16 protein-coding genes are annotated in these 15,724 nt (G+C 50.2%); 9 read left to right on the top strand and 7 right to left on the bottom strand.

All coding sequences use genetic code 11. The features are described from left to right. Nucleotides 1-90: 90 nt before the first annotated feature. Entirely contained in the window at nt 91-411 is a 321-nt protein-coding gene (locus EFB08_RS14385) for a rhodanese-like domain-containing protein (protein WP_227006340.1), read from the bottom strand. Nucleotides 412-571: 160 nt separating this feature from the next. Here EFB08_RS14385 and pnuC point away from each other — a divergent pair, with 160 nt between their 5' ends. Next, nucleotides 572-1,198, top strand: a complete 627-nt coding sequence (gene pnuC / locus EFB08_RS14380; RefSeq protein ID WP_123127642.1) for a nicotinamide riboside transporter PnuC — start codon at nt 572-574, stop codon at nt 1,196-1,198. A 144-nt stretch (nt 1,199-1,342) separates the two neighbouring features. Here pnuC and EFB08_RS14375 read toward each other — a convergent pair whose 3' ends face one another. Further along, on the bottom strand, nt 1,343-1,885 hold the full coding sequence (locus EFB08_RS14375) for a vanadium-dependent haloperoxidase (protein ID WP_123127641.1): 543 nt from the start codon (nt 1,883-1,885) through the stop codon (nt 1,343-1,345). 225 nt (nt 1,886-2,110) lie between these two features. On the opposite strand from EFB08_RS14375, the gene EFB08_RS14365 reads away from it, so the two are divergent. The 5 genes from EFB08_RS14365 (at nt 2,111) to EFB08_RS14345 (ending at nt 6,030) form a co-directional block, all read left to right on the top strand. Then, complete coding sequence (locus EFB08_RS14365; protein WP_123127639.1) at nt 2,111-2,977, top strand: phosphatase PAP2 family protein; 867 nt, start codon at nt 2,111-2,113, stop codon at nt 2,975-2,977. A 246-nt stretch (nt 2,978-3,223) separates the two neighbouring features. Beyond that, the gene (locus EFB08_RS14360) at nt 3,224-3,979 is read left to right on the top strand and encodes a DUF2490 domain-containing protein (RefSeq protein WP_165864907.1); all 756 of its coding nucleotides are present in this window, start codon (nt 3,224-3,226) and stop codon (nt 3,977-3,979) included. A 171-nt stretch (nt 3,980-4,150) separates the two neighbouring features. Next, nucleotides 4,151-4,663: an AAA family ATPase gene (locus EFB08_RS14355; protein ID WP_123127637.1), complete on the top strand. Its 513-nt coding sequence runs from the start codon at nt 4,151-4,153 to the stop codon at nt 4,661-4,663. Between the two features lie 12 nt (nt 4,664-4,675). Then, nucleotides 4,676-5,557: an aldose 1-epimerase family protein gene (locus tag EFB08_RS14350; RefSeq protein ID WP_123127636.1), complete on the top strand. Its 882-nt coding sequence runs from the start codon at nt 4,676-4,678 to the stop codon at nt 5,555-5,557. A 263-nt stretch (nt 5,558-5,820) separates the two neighbouring features. Further along, complete coding sequence (locus tag EFB08_RS14345) at nt 5,821-6,030, top strand: alkylphosphonate utilization protein (RefSeq protein ID WP_123127635.1); 210 nt, start codon at nt 5,821-5,823, stop codon at nt 6,028-6,030. Between the two features lie 87 nt (nt 6,031-6,117). On the opposite strand, the gene EFB08_RS14340 is transcribed toward EFB08_RS14345, so the two are convergent. Together EFB08_RS14340 and EFB08_RS14335 are read right to left on the bottom strand one after the other, a co-directional pair. Then, a complete protein-coding gene (locus tag EFB08_RS14340) occupies nt 6,118-6,543 on the bottom strand; it encodes a VOC family protein (protein WP_123127634.1) in 426 nt (141 codons plus the stop codon). Between the two features lie 75 nt (nt 6,544-6,618). Then, nucleotides 6,619-7,413 (bottom strand): class D beta-lactamase, encoded by a 795-nt coding sequence (locus tag EFB08_RS14335; RefSeq protein WP_123127633.1) that lies wholly within the window; start codon nt 7,411-7,413, stop codon nt 6,619-6,621. A gap of 233 nt (nt 7,414-7,646) precedes the next feature. On the opposite strand from EFB08_RS14335, the gene EFB08_RS14330 reads away from it, so the two are divergent. Then, nucleotides 7,647-8,120: a hypothetical protein gene (locus tag EFB08_RS14330; protein ID WP_125077744.1), complete on the top strand. Its 474-nt coding sequence runs from the start codon at nt 7,647-7,649 to the stop codon at nt 8,118-8,120. Nucleotides 8,121-8,175: 55 nt separating this feature from the next. Here EFB08_RS14330 and EFB08_RS14325 read toward each other — a convergent pair whose 3' ends face one another. The 3 genes from EFB08_RS14325 to EFB08_RS14315 form a co-directional block, all read right to left on the bottom strand. Then, a complete protein-coding gene (locus tag EFB08_RS14325) occupies nt 8,176-9,276 on the bottom strand; it encodes a mechanosensitive ion channel family protein (protein WP_123127631.1) in 1,101 nt (366 codons plus the stop codon). A 166-nt stretch (nt 9,277-9,442) separates the two neighbouring features. Continuing rightward, nucleotides 9,443-9,964, bottom strand: coding sequence for a nuclear transport factor 2 family protein (locus EFB08_RS14320; protein WP_123127630.1), 522 nt, complete (start codon nt 9,962-9,964; stop codon nt 9,443-9,445). 95 nt (nt 9,965-10,059) lie between these two features. Next, nucleotides 10,060-10,659 (bottom strand): hypothetical protein, encoded by a 600-nt coding sequence (locus tag EFB08_RS14315; protein WP_123127629.1) that lies wholly within the window; start codon nt 10,657-10,659, stop codon nt 10,060-10,062. A gap of 349 nt (nt 10,660-11,008) precedes the next feature. Here EFB08_RS14315 and EFB08_RS14310 point away from each other — a divergent pair, with 349 nt between their 5' ends. Further along, nucleotides 11,009-11,956 (top strand): N-acetylmuramoyl-L-alanine amidase, encoded by a 948-nt coding sequence (locus EFB08_RS14310; protein ID WP_123127628.1) that lies wholly within the window; start codon nt 11,009-11,011, stop codon nt 11,954-11,956. Between the two features lie 246 nt (nt 11,957-12,202). Next, on the top strand, nt 12,203-14,527 hold the full coding sequence (locus EFB08_RS14305; RefSeq protein ID WP_123127627.1) for a penicillin-binding protein 1A: 2,325 nt from the start codon (nt 12,203-12,205) through the stop codon (nt 14,525-14,527). Nucleotides 14,528-15,724 lie beyond the last annotated feature (1,197 nt).

The raw sequence follows: 15,724 nt of genomic DNA, 5'->3' as shown, positions 1-15,724 counted from the left end.
GAATATCCTAGTGTCTGGGTAAAAACTTTCTACTGGTAGAGTCGCTGTTTATGGGTTACTTCCCTAAAAACAGGGGAAAAGCGGTATCGTCTAGTATACCGGAAACGAGGGGTCTACTTCTTCTGCCCAGGCATGTACGCCGCCTTTCAGGTTCAGCAGATTGGTAAAGCCGTGGCGTTGCTGCAGGAACATCAAGGCCTGGGCGCTCCTGAAACCATGGTGGCAAATAAGCACGGTAGTTTTGCCTTTGTCAAGGTTAACCGCTTGTTTGGGGAGATCGGCTAGGGGAATGAGCTGGCCGCCCAGGTTGCAGATTTCCCATTCCTGCGGTTCGCGCACGTCAATGAGCTGCAGGGGTTCCTGTTGGGCAAGGCGTTCTTTCAGTTGTTGGGGTGTAATCTCTGGCAGCATGGCGCAAAGATACCTCAAATAAATTTGCCATTTAGGCCAGGCAAAAGGAGCAACCTATCCCGAAGCTTCTATTTTTGTGCCCGTTACGTATGCCCGTTTGTGTTTTAAGGCTGTTTTCTGAGAAAGCGCCCGAAAACCCAAACAGGCCAATTCTTTCTTTATGGATTTTCTCTCCCCAGGTACTTGGGATCTAGCAACGGTCACCGAGGTAGTAGGCGTGATCACCGGGTTGCTGTGTGTGTGGCTCGCCGCCAAACAAAACATCTGGACCTTTCCCATCGCGCTCATCAGCGTGACCTTGTACATCATCATATTCTACGACGCCCGCCTGTATGCTGACATGGGCCTGCAAGTGATGTTTGCCGGGCTCAATTTCTATGGCTGGTACCTATGGCTCTACAAAGGAAACCACCGGGAGGAGCGACCCGTCACCAGAATGACGTCTAAGCACTGGATATGGCTGCTGTTGTTTGTGCCGCTTTTTACGGCCGGTCTGGGTACCTACCTGCACTACAACACCGATGCCGATTTAGCTTACTGGGATGCCGCCACCACTGCCGTAAGTTTAGGAGCCCAATGGCTCATGAGCCGGAAAAAACTGGAAAATTGGCTGATCTGGATTGTAGTAGATGCGGTGTACGTGCCCATTTACCTTTACAAGGAGCTTTACCCAACGGCGGTGTTGTATTTTCTGTACCTCGCTTTGGCTTGGTGGGGTTATGTAGACTGGAAGAAGAGCCTACAGCGTGATCAGCAGAAGCATGGTGCCCAAGCATTGGCTGGTTAGAAGGAAGTGCTTTCGTTTAGGTATTGATATTTCTGCTTACATGAACAGGCTTTTCTTTACATGAACAGGCTTTTCTTAACAAAGAAACTTCATCACGTTAGTTTTTGAGGAGGTAGCCAACGGAGACAATACTGATGTTTAAAATTACTGGCCCAATCTAATGTCAGCGGCTCTATCCCCTAGTATTTTCCCGAGCCTAAGTCCTTCATCTACCGCAATTTTATAGTGAATTCCTGCGTAGACCCGTGAGAGGGCTACTTCGGCGGCTAAACTGGAAAAGGAGGGATACTGTCTGGCAGCCGAACCATTCCAGGTGTAGGTATTATCCGTTACCGGAATGTTGTTCCCTAATTCTCTGGTTAACACCTGCATGACTCCGCCAACAATATAGGAAAGGGCTGAGGGATATTCGGGATAAGGAGGAGTAGGTACCAATGTCTGCCAGTTGGGATCAATGAACCGATTAATATAGGTAACAGGGCGCATGAGATTATAATGGAACTTCATTTTCCATAGCACAATGATGGCGTCCCGATGAACAATTCCGGTTTTGGCATAAATCTCGGCCGCTTCATGAAGGGAAGCTCCCCGCTGTCTCAATACATCTGTTACAATTGAAACAGTGTGTCCGGGAACGGGATACCCTTTGCCCACACCTCCTACGTCAGCCCAGTTTCTGTGCAGCACCTGAAGAGGCCCGGGAGGTGGCCGCCAGCTTGAAACCTAAATGGAGATGATGAATTGGGTCTCTTCTAATGTTCTGAGAAAGTGGAAGAAATCTAAGGCTTTGAAGTCTGTTTATTGCCTTGTGGAAAAGAATAGTCCAAAAAAAAATCTGCCGTTTAAAGTAACTCTTTTACTTTTTCTAACGATAAGCAGAAGGTTACTCACCCATTCCACAATGATTTGCATATGAAAAACATAGTACGTATTTGGCTTGCCCTCACCCTGTGTTTCGGCCTGAGTAGTCAGGAACTGATGGCGCAGGAGGCAGATTCTCTTAAGAAGTACCAGACCCCGGTAGTTGCCCAAGATACCTTAAAGAAATACCAGGACTCAGTAGCATCACCGGTAAAGCAGCCTTTCTTCAAGTCGAAAGCATTTAGAGCCACCATTATTCCTACTATTTTAATTGCATACGGTCTGACCACCATTAAAGACAACGGCATCTACAGTAGTTATGACGCAAAGCGGGATATTCAGAAACACTTTCCTAATTTCAGAACCAAAATTGACAACCCATTGCTCATTGCGCCTTACGTAGAACTGGCGGCGGCCAACCTCTTCAACATAAAGTCCAACCATGATTTCCTGAATACTTCTATTTTGATTCTGAAGGCCGAGGCCATCTTCGCGGTTACGGTATTTGGGATAAAGCAAGTCTCCAACCAGGAACGGCCCAACGGGGAAAACAAGGAGTCCATGCCGTCGGGGCATACGGCTCAGGCATTTCTGGCGGCTTCTATCTTGAACTCAGAGCTAAAGCACAAGAGCCCGTGGTACGGAATTGGCGCGTATACCATCGCCACCAGCGTGGGTGCCTTCCGGATGCTGAACAATAAGCACTGGCAATCAGATGTGTTTGTGGGCGCGGGTATAGGCATGCTGTCTTCGCACTTGGCCTACCTCTCTCACCGGAACCGCTGGGGCCGCAAGCCGTCCATCGTGCAGTTGTCGCCCGCCTATATTTACGGAACCCCCGGCTTTGCTTTCACCATGAACCTGGATGACTATAAGAACCGCAAAAAGAATCCGGCTTATTTCAAGAGCTTTAACTAGCCTTTCCTGAAAGCGGTTTTAGGGGTGATTCCAGGAAAAACCACTTAAAACGATAGCAGCAAAACCCGTAACGAAGGTTGCGGGTTTTGCATTTTATCTCGGTTCACCAGGCTTGTTTTAAGCTTATTTGATGAAATCGGGCTAAAAACCGGGTTAAATTTGGTGGTGCATACCATTTCGTAGTTGATTTGCAGCTTATCCCTGGGCGTGTTTTCCAGAATGTGCCTTGCTTATACCAACCTACCTATGAGAAAAATCTTCCTTGTCTGCCTTTTCCTTTTTGTAGTCTCTGCTTCAGAGATCCTGGCCCAGAACACCCGCCGTCATGACACCAATTACAACGGCTGGTTTATGTATTTCGGGACCCACAAGCTAACCGATAAATGGAGTATCCACACCGAGTTCCAGTTGCGGCGGTACCACGTGGTGTCAGATCCGCAGCAGTTCATGCCTCGCCTGGCTTTGGTTTATAATCTGTCAGACAGGGCTTCTCTGGCAGGGGGGTACGCGTATGTGCACACCTATCCCTACGGAGACAACCCAGCCGCCGATGATTTTCCTGAGCACCGTACTTATCAGCAGCTTCAGCTGAAAGACCAGCAAGGGATCTTTGGATTGCAGCATCGGTTCAGGCTGGAGCAGCGGTGGATCAAGTTTGCCGGCGCCGAGGAGTACACTTACCTAAACCGGGTGCGGTACCAGTTTAAAACCACTATTCCGTTGGCGGGCCCTACCCTGGAAGACAAGGAATTCTACCTGAGCTTGTATGATGAAGTGTTCGTGAATTTCGGACCGAACGTGACCAACAACGTCTTTGACCAGAACCGCGCCTACGCCGCCGTGGGGTACCGTTTCCACAAAGACGCTACGCTGGAGGTAGGCTATCTGCACCAACACGTGGCGCAGCGCAACGGCATCTGGTTTGAAAGTAACCACACTCTGCAAGTAGGCCTCACCTATAACCTTGATTTCCGGAAGAAAACCACCACCACTACTCTGTAAGGCTACCGAAATCAAGTCCATCATTGGTCCTGGTATTGAGTAGCGGATCCTTGTTTCGGGTAGATTCCGGCGAGATCAATTTTTCTGTACTTTCGTTATAATACCTTTCCGTTTCAGGGTTGAAATAAGGAATTTGGGCCTGAAACACCGTTCTCTTAAAACATCCCTAGCGTGATAAAGATAGCCATCACCGGACCCGAAAGTACCGGCAAATCAACCTTGGCGGCTCAACTGGCGCTGCACTTCAACGCGCCCTGGGTGCCTGAATACGCGCGCACTTACCTGAACCAGTTGGAGAAACCCTACGAGGCCCCAGACCTGGAGGCGATTGCCCGCGGCCAGTTGGCCCTTTGGCAGGAGGAAATGGAGAGGACGTCCCTGCTTTTCCTGGACACTGAGATGCTGGTGCTTAAGATTTGGTATGAGCACGCCTACGGCACTACTTCCTCGTTCATTCTGCAGGAACTCAAGCAACAGCAGATAGACCTGTACCTGCTCATGGACATAGATTTGCCTTGGCAGCCAGATCCGCAGCGCGAGCATCCGCACCTGCGCCAGTTTTTCCATGACTGGTACAAACGAGAGCTGGACCAGATGGGCGCGAACTTCGTAGAGATTTCCGGCTCCGCCGATGAGCGCCTGCACCAGGCCATCCGGGCGGTGAAACAAGTGCTTCCTTCCTAACTTCCTCCTGCTATGAAAACCACCTACCTGGAAAACGAATACCTACGCCTGGGCGTGAAAAGCGCTGGAGCCGAGCTGTGCAGCCTGGTCAAGAAAGACAACAACCTGGAGTATCTCTGGCAAGCCGATGCCTCGTTCTGGAACCGGCACGCGCCGGTGCTTTTCCCTATTGTAGGCCGTTTGCCCCAAGACCAGTACCTGCACCAAGGCAAGCCCTATACGTTGCCCCAGCACGGGTTCGCCCGCGATCAGGAATTTGAACTGGTGGAGGAAAGCCAACACCAATTGGTGTATGAACTAAAAGCCACCCCAGAGAGCCTGAAGGTGTATCCGTTTTCGTTTGTGTTGCGCATTGTTTACACTCTGCAGGACCAGACAGTGGAGGTGCGGTGGCAGGTGCACCACGCCGGCGAGGGAGAAATGCTGTTTTCCATTGGCGCGCACCCCGCGTTCAATGTGCCCCTGGTGCCCGGCAGCTCCTTTGAGGATTATTACCTGGAGTTCTCCCAACCCGAGCTGTTGTCTAGGTACCTGCTGGAGGACGGAACCGGCCTGCAGAACGGCCAGACAGAGCCGGTCCTGGAGAATATGGCCATTTTGCCCCTGCGCTACGGACACTATGAAAAAGACGCCTTGGTATTCAAGGATTTCCGGTCTGAGCGCGTGACCCTCAAAAGCGACCAAAACCCGCATTTTGTGCAGATGCAGTTCGCTAACTTCCCCTACTTAGGTATCTGGACGAAACGCGTAGGGGCGCCATTCCTGTGTATTGAACCCTGGTACGGCATCGCCGGTACGGCCGGAAACCCGGTAGAACTCCGTGATAAAGAAGGGATGCAGTCTCTGGGGACCGGTGAAACCTTTGACGTGGCCTATTCCATTACCGTAGGGTAGCCGCTTTGGGCCTGCTTTTCAGGAAAGGGCCTTGAAACAGACAATGTAAACTGGTACAGAAAATATCCCAGTACACTAAGAGCTAGGACCTGTAATAACCTTATCTCGCTGAAGTTAAACGGTGTTTTCCATCGCGCCAAAAAGCCTTGAGGAGTGGGTCTGGAAACTGATCCAGGTTGTGAGGACCAGGAAATGGCGGTAGCTTTGCCGGCAGCGGCTTTGTTAGAAGAAAGCAGGCTTAGTTCAGGTTAACACAAACATCCATGGAAGTAAAAGACAGCAACGGAACCCTGCTCAACGAAGGAGACTCGGTCACCGTGATCAAAGATCTGAAAGTGAAGGGATCGTCCACCACCATCAAGAGAGGAACGGTGGTAAAGAAAATCAGGCTCACCGATGACGCCGAAGAGATTGAAGGCCGTGTGGAGAGAACCGTCATGGTTTTGAAAACTTGTTTCCTGAAGAAGGTATAAAGGTGAAACACCTTAAAAACAGAAAAGGCGCTTTGGGCGTCTTTTCCGCTTTTCAGGCAAAAAGCAGGGTGGACTGCTTCCGTTTTCTTACGAGACCATTACATTGCCGGTAGGGTCCAGCGGCAGAAATGGGTTAAAGGCTACCTCCCACAAATGACCGTCCAGGTCCTGGAAATAGCCACTGTACCCTCCCCAGAAAACCTTTTCGGGTTTCTTGACGATAGTGACGTCTTTGGTTTCCAGTTCCTGAAAAAGCGCGTCCACTTCTGCCTCACTGCGGAGGTTGTGCGCCAGGCTAAACCCCTTGAAGCTGCTTTGCTCAAACGGAACCTGCGCAACATGGGCTAACTCTTGGGCCCCAAACAAGGCTAACTGAAAGCCGTTAAGCTGAAAGAACGTAATGCCTTCCTGGCTGCCTTCTGCGCGCTGCCAGCCAAATACGCTCTCATAAAAATCAGTGGCGGTGGCAACATTGGCTACTCCCAGGGTGATCAACGTGATTCTAGGTTCCATAATTTAGGTAACAAGGGTTGGGTTTAGGGTATCGTTTTTACCTGCTTTTCGCGAAAATACCTTCAAAACAAAAGGCTAAGAAGCCGGGAGGATGTTCAGTTGCTGCAGGATTCTGCGGGTGATGGTTTTGCGGCAATTGGCGAAGTGCTCGTTTGGGGTGGCCACGTCTTTGTGCAGCCGGGTGGCGAAGAAGTAGACGTTCTCTTTTGTCTCCACGTAGCCCACCCACCAGCCGCTGTCGGTGCCGGCGTAGTTGGTCCAGCCGGTTTTGGCGCGTAGGGTATAGGCCGGGGTCTGCTCCACCACCATCATCTGTTTCACCTTCCGGAGGGTCTCTTTGGAAAAGGGCAGTTTCTCGGCGTGGAACTTCCGCAGGAACTCAATCTGGCTTTTAGGCGAAATGGCGAAATCACCGTAGTTCCAGAAATCGGCGCCTTGGGCATTGATGAATTGGCCGTTGCCGTACCCGCAGCGTTTAAGCCACCTTTGGTATTTGTCTTTGCCCAGGCGCTCGGCCAGCCAAACGTAAAACCAGACGGTTGAATTGGCAAAGGCGCTTTTCATGTCGGTGTCAGCATTCCAGGCGGCGACGCTCCGTTGCTGGCCATCCCATTTCAGCACCTCGTATTCATCCTTAACGGTTTTCTCTTCCAGCAGAATAAGTGAGTTCAGGATCTTGAAGGTGGAGGCAGGCAAAGAGGCGCGCCTGGCATCAGCTGGGTCACTGTACGTCCACTGGTTTTTCCGGAGGTCATAAACGGTAATGCTTCCTTCCAGGCCACACTCCTCAAACGGCTTCTGTAGACTCTGGCCCAGCAATAGCATCGGAAACAGAACCAAGATCAGGAGAGGAACAGCTGAATATTTCATGGATAGGGGCGGGTTTTTCCGGGCTAAGTTTACTTAAATATTTCTTTAGGACCGGGCTGATACAGAGGCTTTCTGCTTGTTTTCTGAAAACCGGCTAAAAAACAGAAAATAGGAAAACATCTATACCTGCTTCCTGTTTCTTTAGAAATGTGCCCTGTGAACAGAATTTAGAAGGTTTGATTAGAGAAGTTCAACTAGGTTCTGTTGTAATCCAAAATGAGAAGTTTACCTTTATGTTAGAATCTATTCCCTTGCCTTCCACTCGCTCAGTCATGCGGTACGAAACCAAAAACTCTTTTAACAGGACGTTCTACGTGATAGAGCATAATCCTGAGTTGGATATTATAGATACGCTCTGGTACGGGTACGCTTCTCAGAACGACCTGCGCGCAGCTATGGAAGTGGGCCTGAAGGTATTGGAGGAAACCAACTGTGCCTACAAACTGAACGATAATATTGCGTTTAACGGGCCTTGGGCAGAGGCGGTGAAGTGGCTGGAGAAAGATTGGCTTCCCCGTGCCATGCAAGCGGGTTTGCGCTTTTTGGCCCACGTAGCCTCTCCGCATTCGTTTGGCGAAGCCAGCGGAGAGGCCATGGAGGTAAGCCTTATTGGGCAGAAACTGAAATACAAGATGTTCCGCAGTCGGCAGGAAGCCTTGGACTGGTTGAAAGCCTGCCAGGAAGAACAGGTTGCCATAGGGCAATAACTTTCCTGCCGGTTACTTCTGCCATCCTTTTGGGGCCTCTTTTCTGGAAACGGCCCTAAAACCCGCTGGCATTGCGCCGGGGCATGGGTTCTTCCTGAGCCTCGGTGCCGTCATTTACCACAAAAAGGGTTCTGGTTGGGTAAGCAAACTCAATTCCTCTTTTCTGGAACTCCTCAAATATCCTGAAGTTGATGCTCTGCTGAATGTCCATGTACTTGTTGTACTGGTCGCTCAGCACATAGTAGCATGTCTCGTAATCAAGGCTGGAGTCTCCGTAGTTCATAAAGTGTGATCGGTCAAATTCCACGGGCGAGTGCTCTTTCACAATGCCTTCAATCAGGCCCGGAATCTCTTTCATGTTCTCCAGGGAAGTCTGGTACGTGACCGTGATTTTGAACACCACCCGGCGGCGCACCATCTGTTTGTAGTTATGGATGCGCGATTTGGTCAGGTCACTGTTGGCGAATACCAACAACTCGCCTGAAAGGCTCTTGACGCGGGTGGTTTTGATGCCGATGTAATCCACGGTGCCCGATTTATCGTCTATCACAATGAAATCGCCGGTCTCAAAGGGGCGGTCAAAGAAGATCACGAAGTAGTTGAACACGTCACCCAGAATGTTCTGCGCCGCCAAGGCAATGGCAATACCCCCAATTCCAAGACCAGTGATAATGGTGGTCACGTTGTACCCCATGTTGTCAAACAGGAAGAGCAGGCCCACCATCCAGATGACGGCGTTGATGATGAGCATGAGCCCGCCCAACTGCTTCACTTTCTCCTCGCCCCGGCTCTGTTTCCGGACATACGACTTAAGCAACAGCAGAATGGTGGAAGAGATGAGGCGCACAAACAGAAAGGTGATCACCATGGTAGTGACCACGCTCAGCAGGTTCTGGGCTTTCTCAGAAAGGGTAAGATAGCTGATGCCGGCATGGATGATGGCAAAGTACAGCGCAGGCATCAGGAAACGGTCAATACCTTCCACCGCCAGGTCATCTATATGCGTCTTGGTTCCTTTAACCCAGTTTTTGAACCGGTTAAAGAAAACGTGCTTAAAAGACCTGAGCAACAGCAGCCCAATAATGATGGCCCCCAGAGCGAAGAGGTAATCAAAAACGCTGTTATGATAGTAGGTTTGATTTAACAGTCTGTTCATTTCTCCCATAGATGCATCTACCCGGCAGTAGAAGGTGAATACTAACGCAAAGGGGTATGTACGAGGAACCCTTGGCGGTTAGTTACCTTTCCCTTATGGGTGGGCTTGGGAGAAAACCTGAAGGACTACGTGGTCCTTAGCTGAAGAAATGAAAGTAAATGGCAGTTTAAGGCTTGGATTTCGACTTGGCGGCCTGGGCGGCTTTCAGGTCACAGCCCTCTTTGCGACGGGTGTCGGTGATAGAGAAGATTTTCCAGCCCTGGGGACTGCGGTACAGTTGAAAGGCATCTACCCCGCAGTGGCTGAAGGTATCGCCTACGTAAAAGGCGTACTCGCACCAAAGGGTGGCCAGGTCGCCGTCTATGTTCACTTTCACGTCCCAGATGCGTTCATCCAGCACCTGCGGGTGAGGCTGGGCAATCATCTCCACGAACTTGTTGATGGGCGTTTCCCGAGGCATGACCTTTCCGTCTTTACCCGCGCTCACCGAAAGCAGCCGGGCCTCAGGAGCCAGCACCGATCGGGCCATGGAGCTGTCACTGGCCCGCATGCCGTCAAAGAAACGCACCACCGCAGCCTCCACCGCCTTGGCATCTGCTGATAGTGGGGTTGGAGCGGCTTTCTTGCTCTGGGCAAAAGCCGCGGTAGTTAAAAAGAGGCAGAAGACAAGCAGCAAGGACAGACGCATAAGAGATGGGTTTTGGAGGTGTTTTTCTGAAAAGACGTGAAAAGAACCGATGCCTGTTTTCGAACGAAAGGGGCCGGCGGGGTTGACTCATTGGGTTAAATCAGGATCATTCTATCCTGGAGCAGGGCCCTGAGCTCCGGCGGAAGCCCGAAGTGGGTATCCATGAAATCGTCCAGGACCTGGCGGGTGTGCGCCGACATACATTCCTGCAGTCCTTCCATGGCCTCGCCGCTGATCAGGTAAGGCATGTAGGTGTAAAGCAAATCGCGGCCATCGCACTGGGCCATGATCTGGTATTCTGTGCAGGCTTCGCGGGGAGTGCCCGTAACGATGCAGTGCGAAAGCCAGTTCTCCAGATTCAACGGATCTGGCAAGGAAAGAAGGGCCTCGCGCCGGGCCACAAAATCTACGTGCTCCGCAAAGAAGGCTCTTATATTCTTTTTTGACTCTAGAGATAATTCATCCCGTAACTGTTGGGCGCAGGTCAGGCACATAGCATACTCAAAAACCACCTCCTCCACGCCGTCCTGCGGGTACACACGCATTGATTTCTCTACTATATAATTGGTCCCGTCTTGCAACAACGGGGAATGGCAGGAAATACAGGAATGGAACGGCTCTCCCGCCGCCTGAGAGTAAAATTCCTGGGGCAGAGGCTCAAATTCATGTGACAGGTGAATAGGAGGTAAATCCATGGGCAATTGACGTTTAGCGAATGGTTCTCCTAAGTTAGGGTTTTACCCCGATTGCAAAATCCTGAAAGCGTGTTTTTGTGCTGTTTTCTGGAAAGTAGGCCCTAAACCGACGGTGACTCCCCTAAATCATTCTTATGGGCGGCAAAGATTCCTTGGAGAAGTAAAAACCCTTTATGATGCTCCTTTCTGATTTCAGGCTTTAAACAGAAGGAGAGAAAACCAAAAAGAGAACCGCGAGGAGGAGAAAGAAGGCAAGAGGAGGTTGGCACTGTTTGTCTTTTTGTTCTGGCCGAAAGGAGAGGGGGCGAAAAGAAAAATTAGCATCTTTGGCGTAGCTAATGAATCTTCTATGAAACGTGCTCCCATTGCGCTCTGCCTCCCGTTTTTGCTGTCAACTGTCCTGATGGCCTGTACCAGCCACCCCTATACCGCCACCAACCGCGTTTATAAGAAACAAGCCAGAGCCTTTGCCAAAACCCTGCGGGCCACACCGGTGACCAACCCCGGGGAAGACAGTCTTCGCCAAGGTGATCAGTGGGTAGGCACCACCAACTTCAACCTCCGGAAACCCAATTACGTTGTCATCCACCACACGGCCCAGAACTCAACCGAGCAGACGCTAAAGACCTTCACCATTCCTAAAAGCCAGGTGAGCGCGCATTACGTTATCGGGAGAGATGGCAAGGTATACCACATGCTAAGCGACTACTTGCGGGCATGGCATGGCGGCGCGGGCAAATGGGGCAACAACACCGACCTGAATTCCTCCTCCATCGGGATTGAGCTGGACAACAACGGGTCAGAGCCGTTTGCTCAGGAGCAGATCAACAGCCTTCTGCAGGTGTTGGCCATCCTCAAGAAAACCCACGGCATTCCGGCGGCCAACTTCATCGGGCACTCAGACATCGCGCCCACGCGCAAGGTAGACCCTAACCCTACTTTTCCCTGGAAACAACTGGCTCAGGCCGGTTTCGGGATCTGGTATGACGAGGAAGCCGTCCGGAACTCGGTCTTCGAAACCATCATTCCCCCTTACCAGGACTCCACTTCCGTTTCCCTGGACAGCACTAAGGTGCCCACACCGGTTATAGCGGTACCCACTACCGTGGTGGACGTAGATACCATTCCCTTGACTTTCCAGCCTAAAGATGCCTTGCGCATTATTGGGTTCGATGTCTCCAACCTGGAGGCCGCCACCAAGGCTTTCAAGCTGCATTTCATTCAGAAGGAAGTGAACGGCGTGCTCACCGATGACGACAAGAAGGTTTTGTACCATCTTTATAAAAAGAGCCTGTAAACGGTTTTCCCCCTTAAGGGAGGCAAGCAGCGAAGTTTTTAGGAAAGGAGCCCTCGGGAATAGTGCCTGAATGCTCTGTCTGGTTTTTGAAGCAGGAGGAATCTTCTCTTTCGGGAAAACTAATCTGGTTTTTGGCTTGTTTGGCAGAAATGCGCCGTAAACCGGGGCACAACTTCGGGAAAGCCAACACTTTCCCGTAACTTTAAGCGTTTTGAGAAGGCGGGTTTTGTGCCCGTGAATAGTCGCATGCCAGAAATTAAGAAGATTAAACCCCCACGCACCAAATACCACAAATGGATCAGGAATCTCTGGAGGCTTTTTGTCTTCGGGGGGATTTTCACCATCCTTTATTTCGTTTCCGTGGACCTCAACCTGTTTTACCTGTTTGGAGAATCTCCCGGGCTGGATGATCTGGAGAACCCCAGAAACAACCTGCCCTCTGAGATTTACACGTCAGATGGTCTGTTGGTAGGCCGGTATTTCCGGGAGAACCGCGACCTGGTACCCTATGACAGCATTGCCCCCATCATGGTCAAGGCCTTGGTAGCCACCGAGGATGAGCGCTTCTACGAGCACCAGGGCATTGACCCTATTTCAGTGATGGCAGCGGTGAAAGACAACCTGAAAGGCGATTCGCGCGGGGCCTCTACGCTTACGCAGCAGTTAGCCAAAAACCTCTATAAAACGCGTACCAAGAACACCAAAGGGATTCTGGGGCACGTGCCGCTGGTGTCTACGGTGGTAGCCAAAACCAAAGAGTGGAATACCTCTATTAAATTAGAGCAGCGCTACACCAAAGACGAGATCCTGGGCATGTACCTGAACACCGTGGATTTCGGGAGCAACGCCTTCGGGATCAAAGTAGCGTCCAAAACCTTCTTCAGCACCACGCCAGACAAACTGAAACCCGAGGAAGCCGCCATGCTGGTGGGTGTCTTGAAAGCTCCTACCACCTACAACCCTAGGTTCAACCCCAAAAATGCCTTGGCCCGCCGAAACGTGGTGTTGCAGCAGATGGCCCGTAACAAGGTGATCACTTCGGCCCAGGCCGATTCCCTGGCTAACCTTCCCATTGACCTGAAGTACCATGTAGAGCAGCACCTGGACGGAGTGCCCGCCTATTACCGCCAAGCCGTGAACGAATTTGTGCGCAAATGGGCCGAAGAACGGGAGCTGGATATCTACGCCGATGGCCTGAAAGTCTACCTGACCATTGACTCCCGCATGCAGCGCCTAGCCGAGGAAGCCCTCCGCGAGCGGATGAAAAGCCTGCAAAGCCGGTTTGAAGGCCACTGGCGCGGCAAGAACCCGTGGGTAGATGACCAAAATAAAGAGATCCCGGGTTTCATAGAAACGGCCATAAAACGGACCGGGGTTTACCAGTCGCTTAAAAACAAGTACGGGTCAGACACCGCCGCCATCAACGCCGCCCTGAACACACCCAAAAAGATGACCGTTTTCAGCTGGAAAGGCCCCAAAGAAATGACCATGAGCTCAATGGACTCTTTGCGGTATTACAAGCGGTTCCTTCGGGCCGGTATGATGACCATGGACCCGTTCACCGGGCACATTAAAGCCTGGGTAGGCGGTATTGACTACGAGAACTTCAAGTACGACCACGTGAAACAGGCTAAGCGCCAACCCGGCTCTACGTTCAAGCCGTTTGTGTACGCGGCCGCCATTGATGGAGGCTACTCGCCCTGTGATAAAATACAGGACAAGCGGGTCACCATTAAATATGTGGAGAACGGCAAGCCCATGGAATGGACGCCGCACAACGCCAGCTATTCCATCTCGGGTAGTAATATGACCTTGCGCCACGCCATGGGACGTTCCATTAACACCGTGACCGCTCAACTCACCGAAGCCATCGGGTGGGACACCGTACGCAAATTTGCCCGTCAGTTAGGAATCACGAGCCCATTGGAGGCAGTGCCTTCCATTGGTCTGGGTTCTTCTGATGTAAGCATCTATGAGATGGTGAATGCCTACAGCACTTTTGTGAACAACGGCTTCCTGAACAAGCCCATGCTGGTGATGCGCATAGAAGACCGCAACGGAAACGTGGTGGAGCAGTTCACTCCGCAGCAGAAACGTGTGATCTCAGAAGAAACCGCTTTCCTGATGGTGCACATGCTTAAGGGGACTATGGAGGAGCCGGGCGGTACCTCACAGGCTTTGTGGGAGTATGACCTCTGGAAGAAAGGAAACCAGGTAGGCGGTAAAACCGGAACTACCTCTAACCACTCAGATGGCTGGTACATGGGCGTAACCAAAGACCTGGTGACGGGCGTGTGGGTAGGCGGCGAGGACCGAAGCATCCACTTCCGGACTTCCTCTACCGGCGAAGGTTCCAAGACCGCACTCCCAATCTTCGGCCGGTTCATGGAAAAGGTGTATCGCGACCCTAGTCTTGGGGTTAAGCTGGGTGCCTTTCCTAAGCCTAAGGTGAAGATCAACAAGCCTTATAACTGCATCACCGTGGTGCCTCGTAAACCGAAAGTGGTAGACACCACCGCCGTAGATACCATGCTGGAGCAACTGAACGACAGTATTTCTTCTCAGTTCTAGGCGAAATCAGTTTGTAAGTGGGTGCGGAGCCCGCTTACACGTTTTAAGCCCCGAAAAGGAAAACATAGGTTAAAACACCCATGCTTTCCTTTTCGGGGCTTTTTTTGTGGTCGCTTCCTCGGTTTGTGGGTACCTGCCGCTTCTCCTTCTACCTGCTTTCTTAAACAGTAGAGTGGGTTTCCTTGCTCTACTTTACAGGCCGTCCTTCTTATGAAAGCCTTTCAATCCTTTATAGTTCTAATGCTTGATGGTGGCAGGAAAGGCCTAAGCCGCAGGACTTTCCTTAATCTATTTTCCTAAGCGAACTATTCCACGCCAAAAAGCCACATCTGAGTTTATAGGAATGCGCCGCGTTAGGAGGGAGTATGCATGATATCCTGCCGGATTGGTTAGGGGAGATAATACTTGGTGATTTACTACTCGTAAGAGGCAAGAATCTTTTTGGAGTCAAAGTGAAAGAGGGGCTCCTTCGCTTTGACTCCGGAAGGTGGTTGTTTAAAGTGAGTTTAGAGGCAAGTGGCTTATTGTTAGGGCGTTTGCTGTTGGTGTATGGTTGTATCTATCTGAATTTTAAGTTCCAGTATTGCTATTTCTTATTAGGGGTATTATGATTAAAAAGAAAGTAGAATATAAGATAAGGATCTGATATTTAACTGGTTACCATTATGATTTTGCTTAATATTAAAATAATTAAATATTCGGAAAGGTCTAATGTGTACAGTTAAACGCTAGGCAGTTGTTTCATATACAATAATTTAAGGAAAGTTATTTTAAGGCATTTAACCTTTCCTATTATTAGAATATTTAAGGTCTCACTATGGAAATGGGTTTAAAAAGGTTTAAGTTCTTTATATGTGATTCTTAATTTATTTGAATAGTTATATTACTGGTATTGTTTGGTCAGGTTAAACTGTATAATTTTGAAACAAGTTGAATAATAGAAAATTGTACTCTTTATTTTTGTTTCATTAAATACTATACGGCTTATACGATAAAATTCTACTGTTTTCCCCATTGTACCTTGATCTAAAATAAAATTTAGAGGGTTGTTTGATTGATAACCCAGCTCAAGATGATGGAGTATAAATTCTGAATTGTATTTTCCCCCTCTGTGTAGGAACATAGTCAACGGTGCTGGTATATTGTTATACTAGTGCTTTAAGCCCCTGTGTTGTTTTAATCCTGTTCCTCTCAATT

Source organism: Rufibacter latericius (assembly GCF_003721515.1).
In the GTDB taxonomy this organism is placed as follows: domain Bacteria; phylum Bacteroidota; class Bacteroidia; order Cytophagales; family Hymenobacteraceae; genus Nibribacter; species Nibribacter latericius.
The sequence above is the reverse complement of the archived record's forward strand: the minus strand, read 5'-3'. Positions and strand labels throughout refer to the sequence as shown.

Bases quoted from the DNA above. Each gene is read 5' to 3' on its own strand.
- EFB08_RS14385 (WP_227006340.1), bottom strand. From the start codon at position 411: ATGCTGCCAGAGATTACACCCCAACAACTGAAAGAACGCCTTGCCCAA.
- pnuC (WP_123127642.1), top strand. From the start codon at position 572: ATGGATTTTCTCTCCCCAGGTACTTGGGATCTAGCAACGGTCACCGAG.
- EFB08_RS14365 (WP_123127639.1), top strand. From the start codon at position 2,111: ATGAAAAACATAGTACGTATTTGGCTTGCCCTCACCCTGTGTTTCGGC.
- EFB08_RS14360 (WP_165864907.1), top strand. From the start codon at position 3,224: ATGAGAAAAATCTTCCTTGTCTGCCTTTTCCTTTTTGTAGTCTCTGCT.
- EFB08_RS14350 (WP_123127636.1), top strand. From the start codon at position 4,676: ATGAAAACCACCTACCTGGAAAACGAATACCTACGCCTGGGCGTGAAA.
- EFB08_RS14345 (WP_123127635.1), top strand. From the start codon at position 5,821: ATGGAAGTAAAAGACAGCAACGGAACCCTGCTCAACGAAGGAGACTCG.
- EFB08_RS14340 (WP_123127634.1), bottom strand. From the start codon at position 6,543: ATGGAACCTAGAATCACGTTGATCACCCTGGGAGTAGCCAATGTTGCC.
- EFB08_RS14335 (WP_123127633.1), bottom strand. From the start codon at position 7,413: ATGAAATATTCAGCTGTTCCTCTCCTGATCTTGGTTCTGTTTCCGATG.
- EFB08_RS14330 (WP_125077744.1), top strand. From the start codon at position 7,647: ATGTTAGAATCTATTCCCTTGCCTTCCACTCGCTCAGTCATGCGGTAC.
- EFB08_RS14325 (WP_123127631.1), bottom strand. From the start codon at position 9,276: ATGAACAGACTGTTAAATCAAACCTACTATCATAACAGCGTTTTTGAT.
- EFB08_RS14320 (WP_123127630.1), bottom strand. From the start codon at position 9,964: ATGCGTCTGTCCTTGCTGCTTGTCTTCTGCCTCTTTTTAACTACCGCG.
- EFB08_RS14315 (WP_123127629.1), bottom strand. From the start codon at position 10,659: ATGGATTTACCTCCTATTCACCTGTCACATGAATTTGAGCCTCTGCCC.
- EFB08_RS14310 (WP_123127628.1), top strand. From the start codon at position 11,009: ATGAAACGTGCTCCCATTGCGCTCTGCCTCCCGTTTTTGCTGTCAACT.
- EFB08_RS14305 (WP_123127627.1), top strand. From the start codon at position 12,203: ATGCCAGAAATTAAGAAGATTAAACCCCCACGCACCAAATACCACAAA.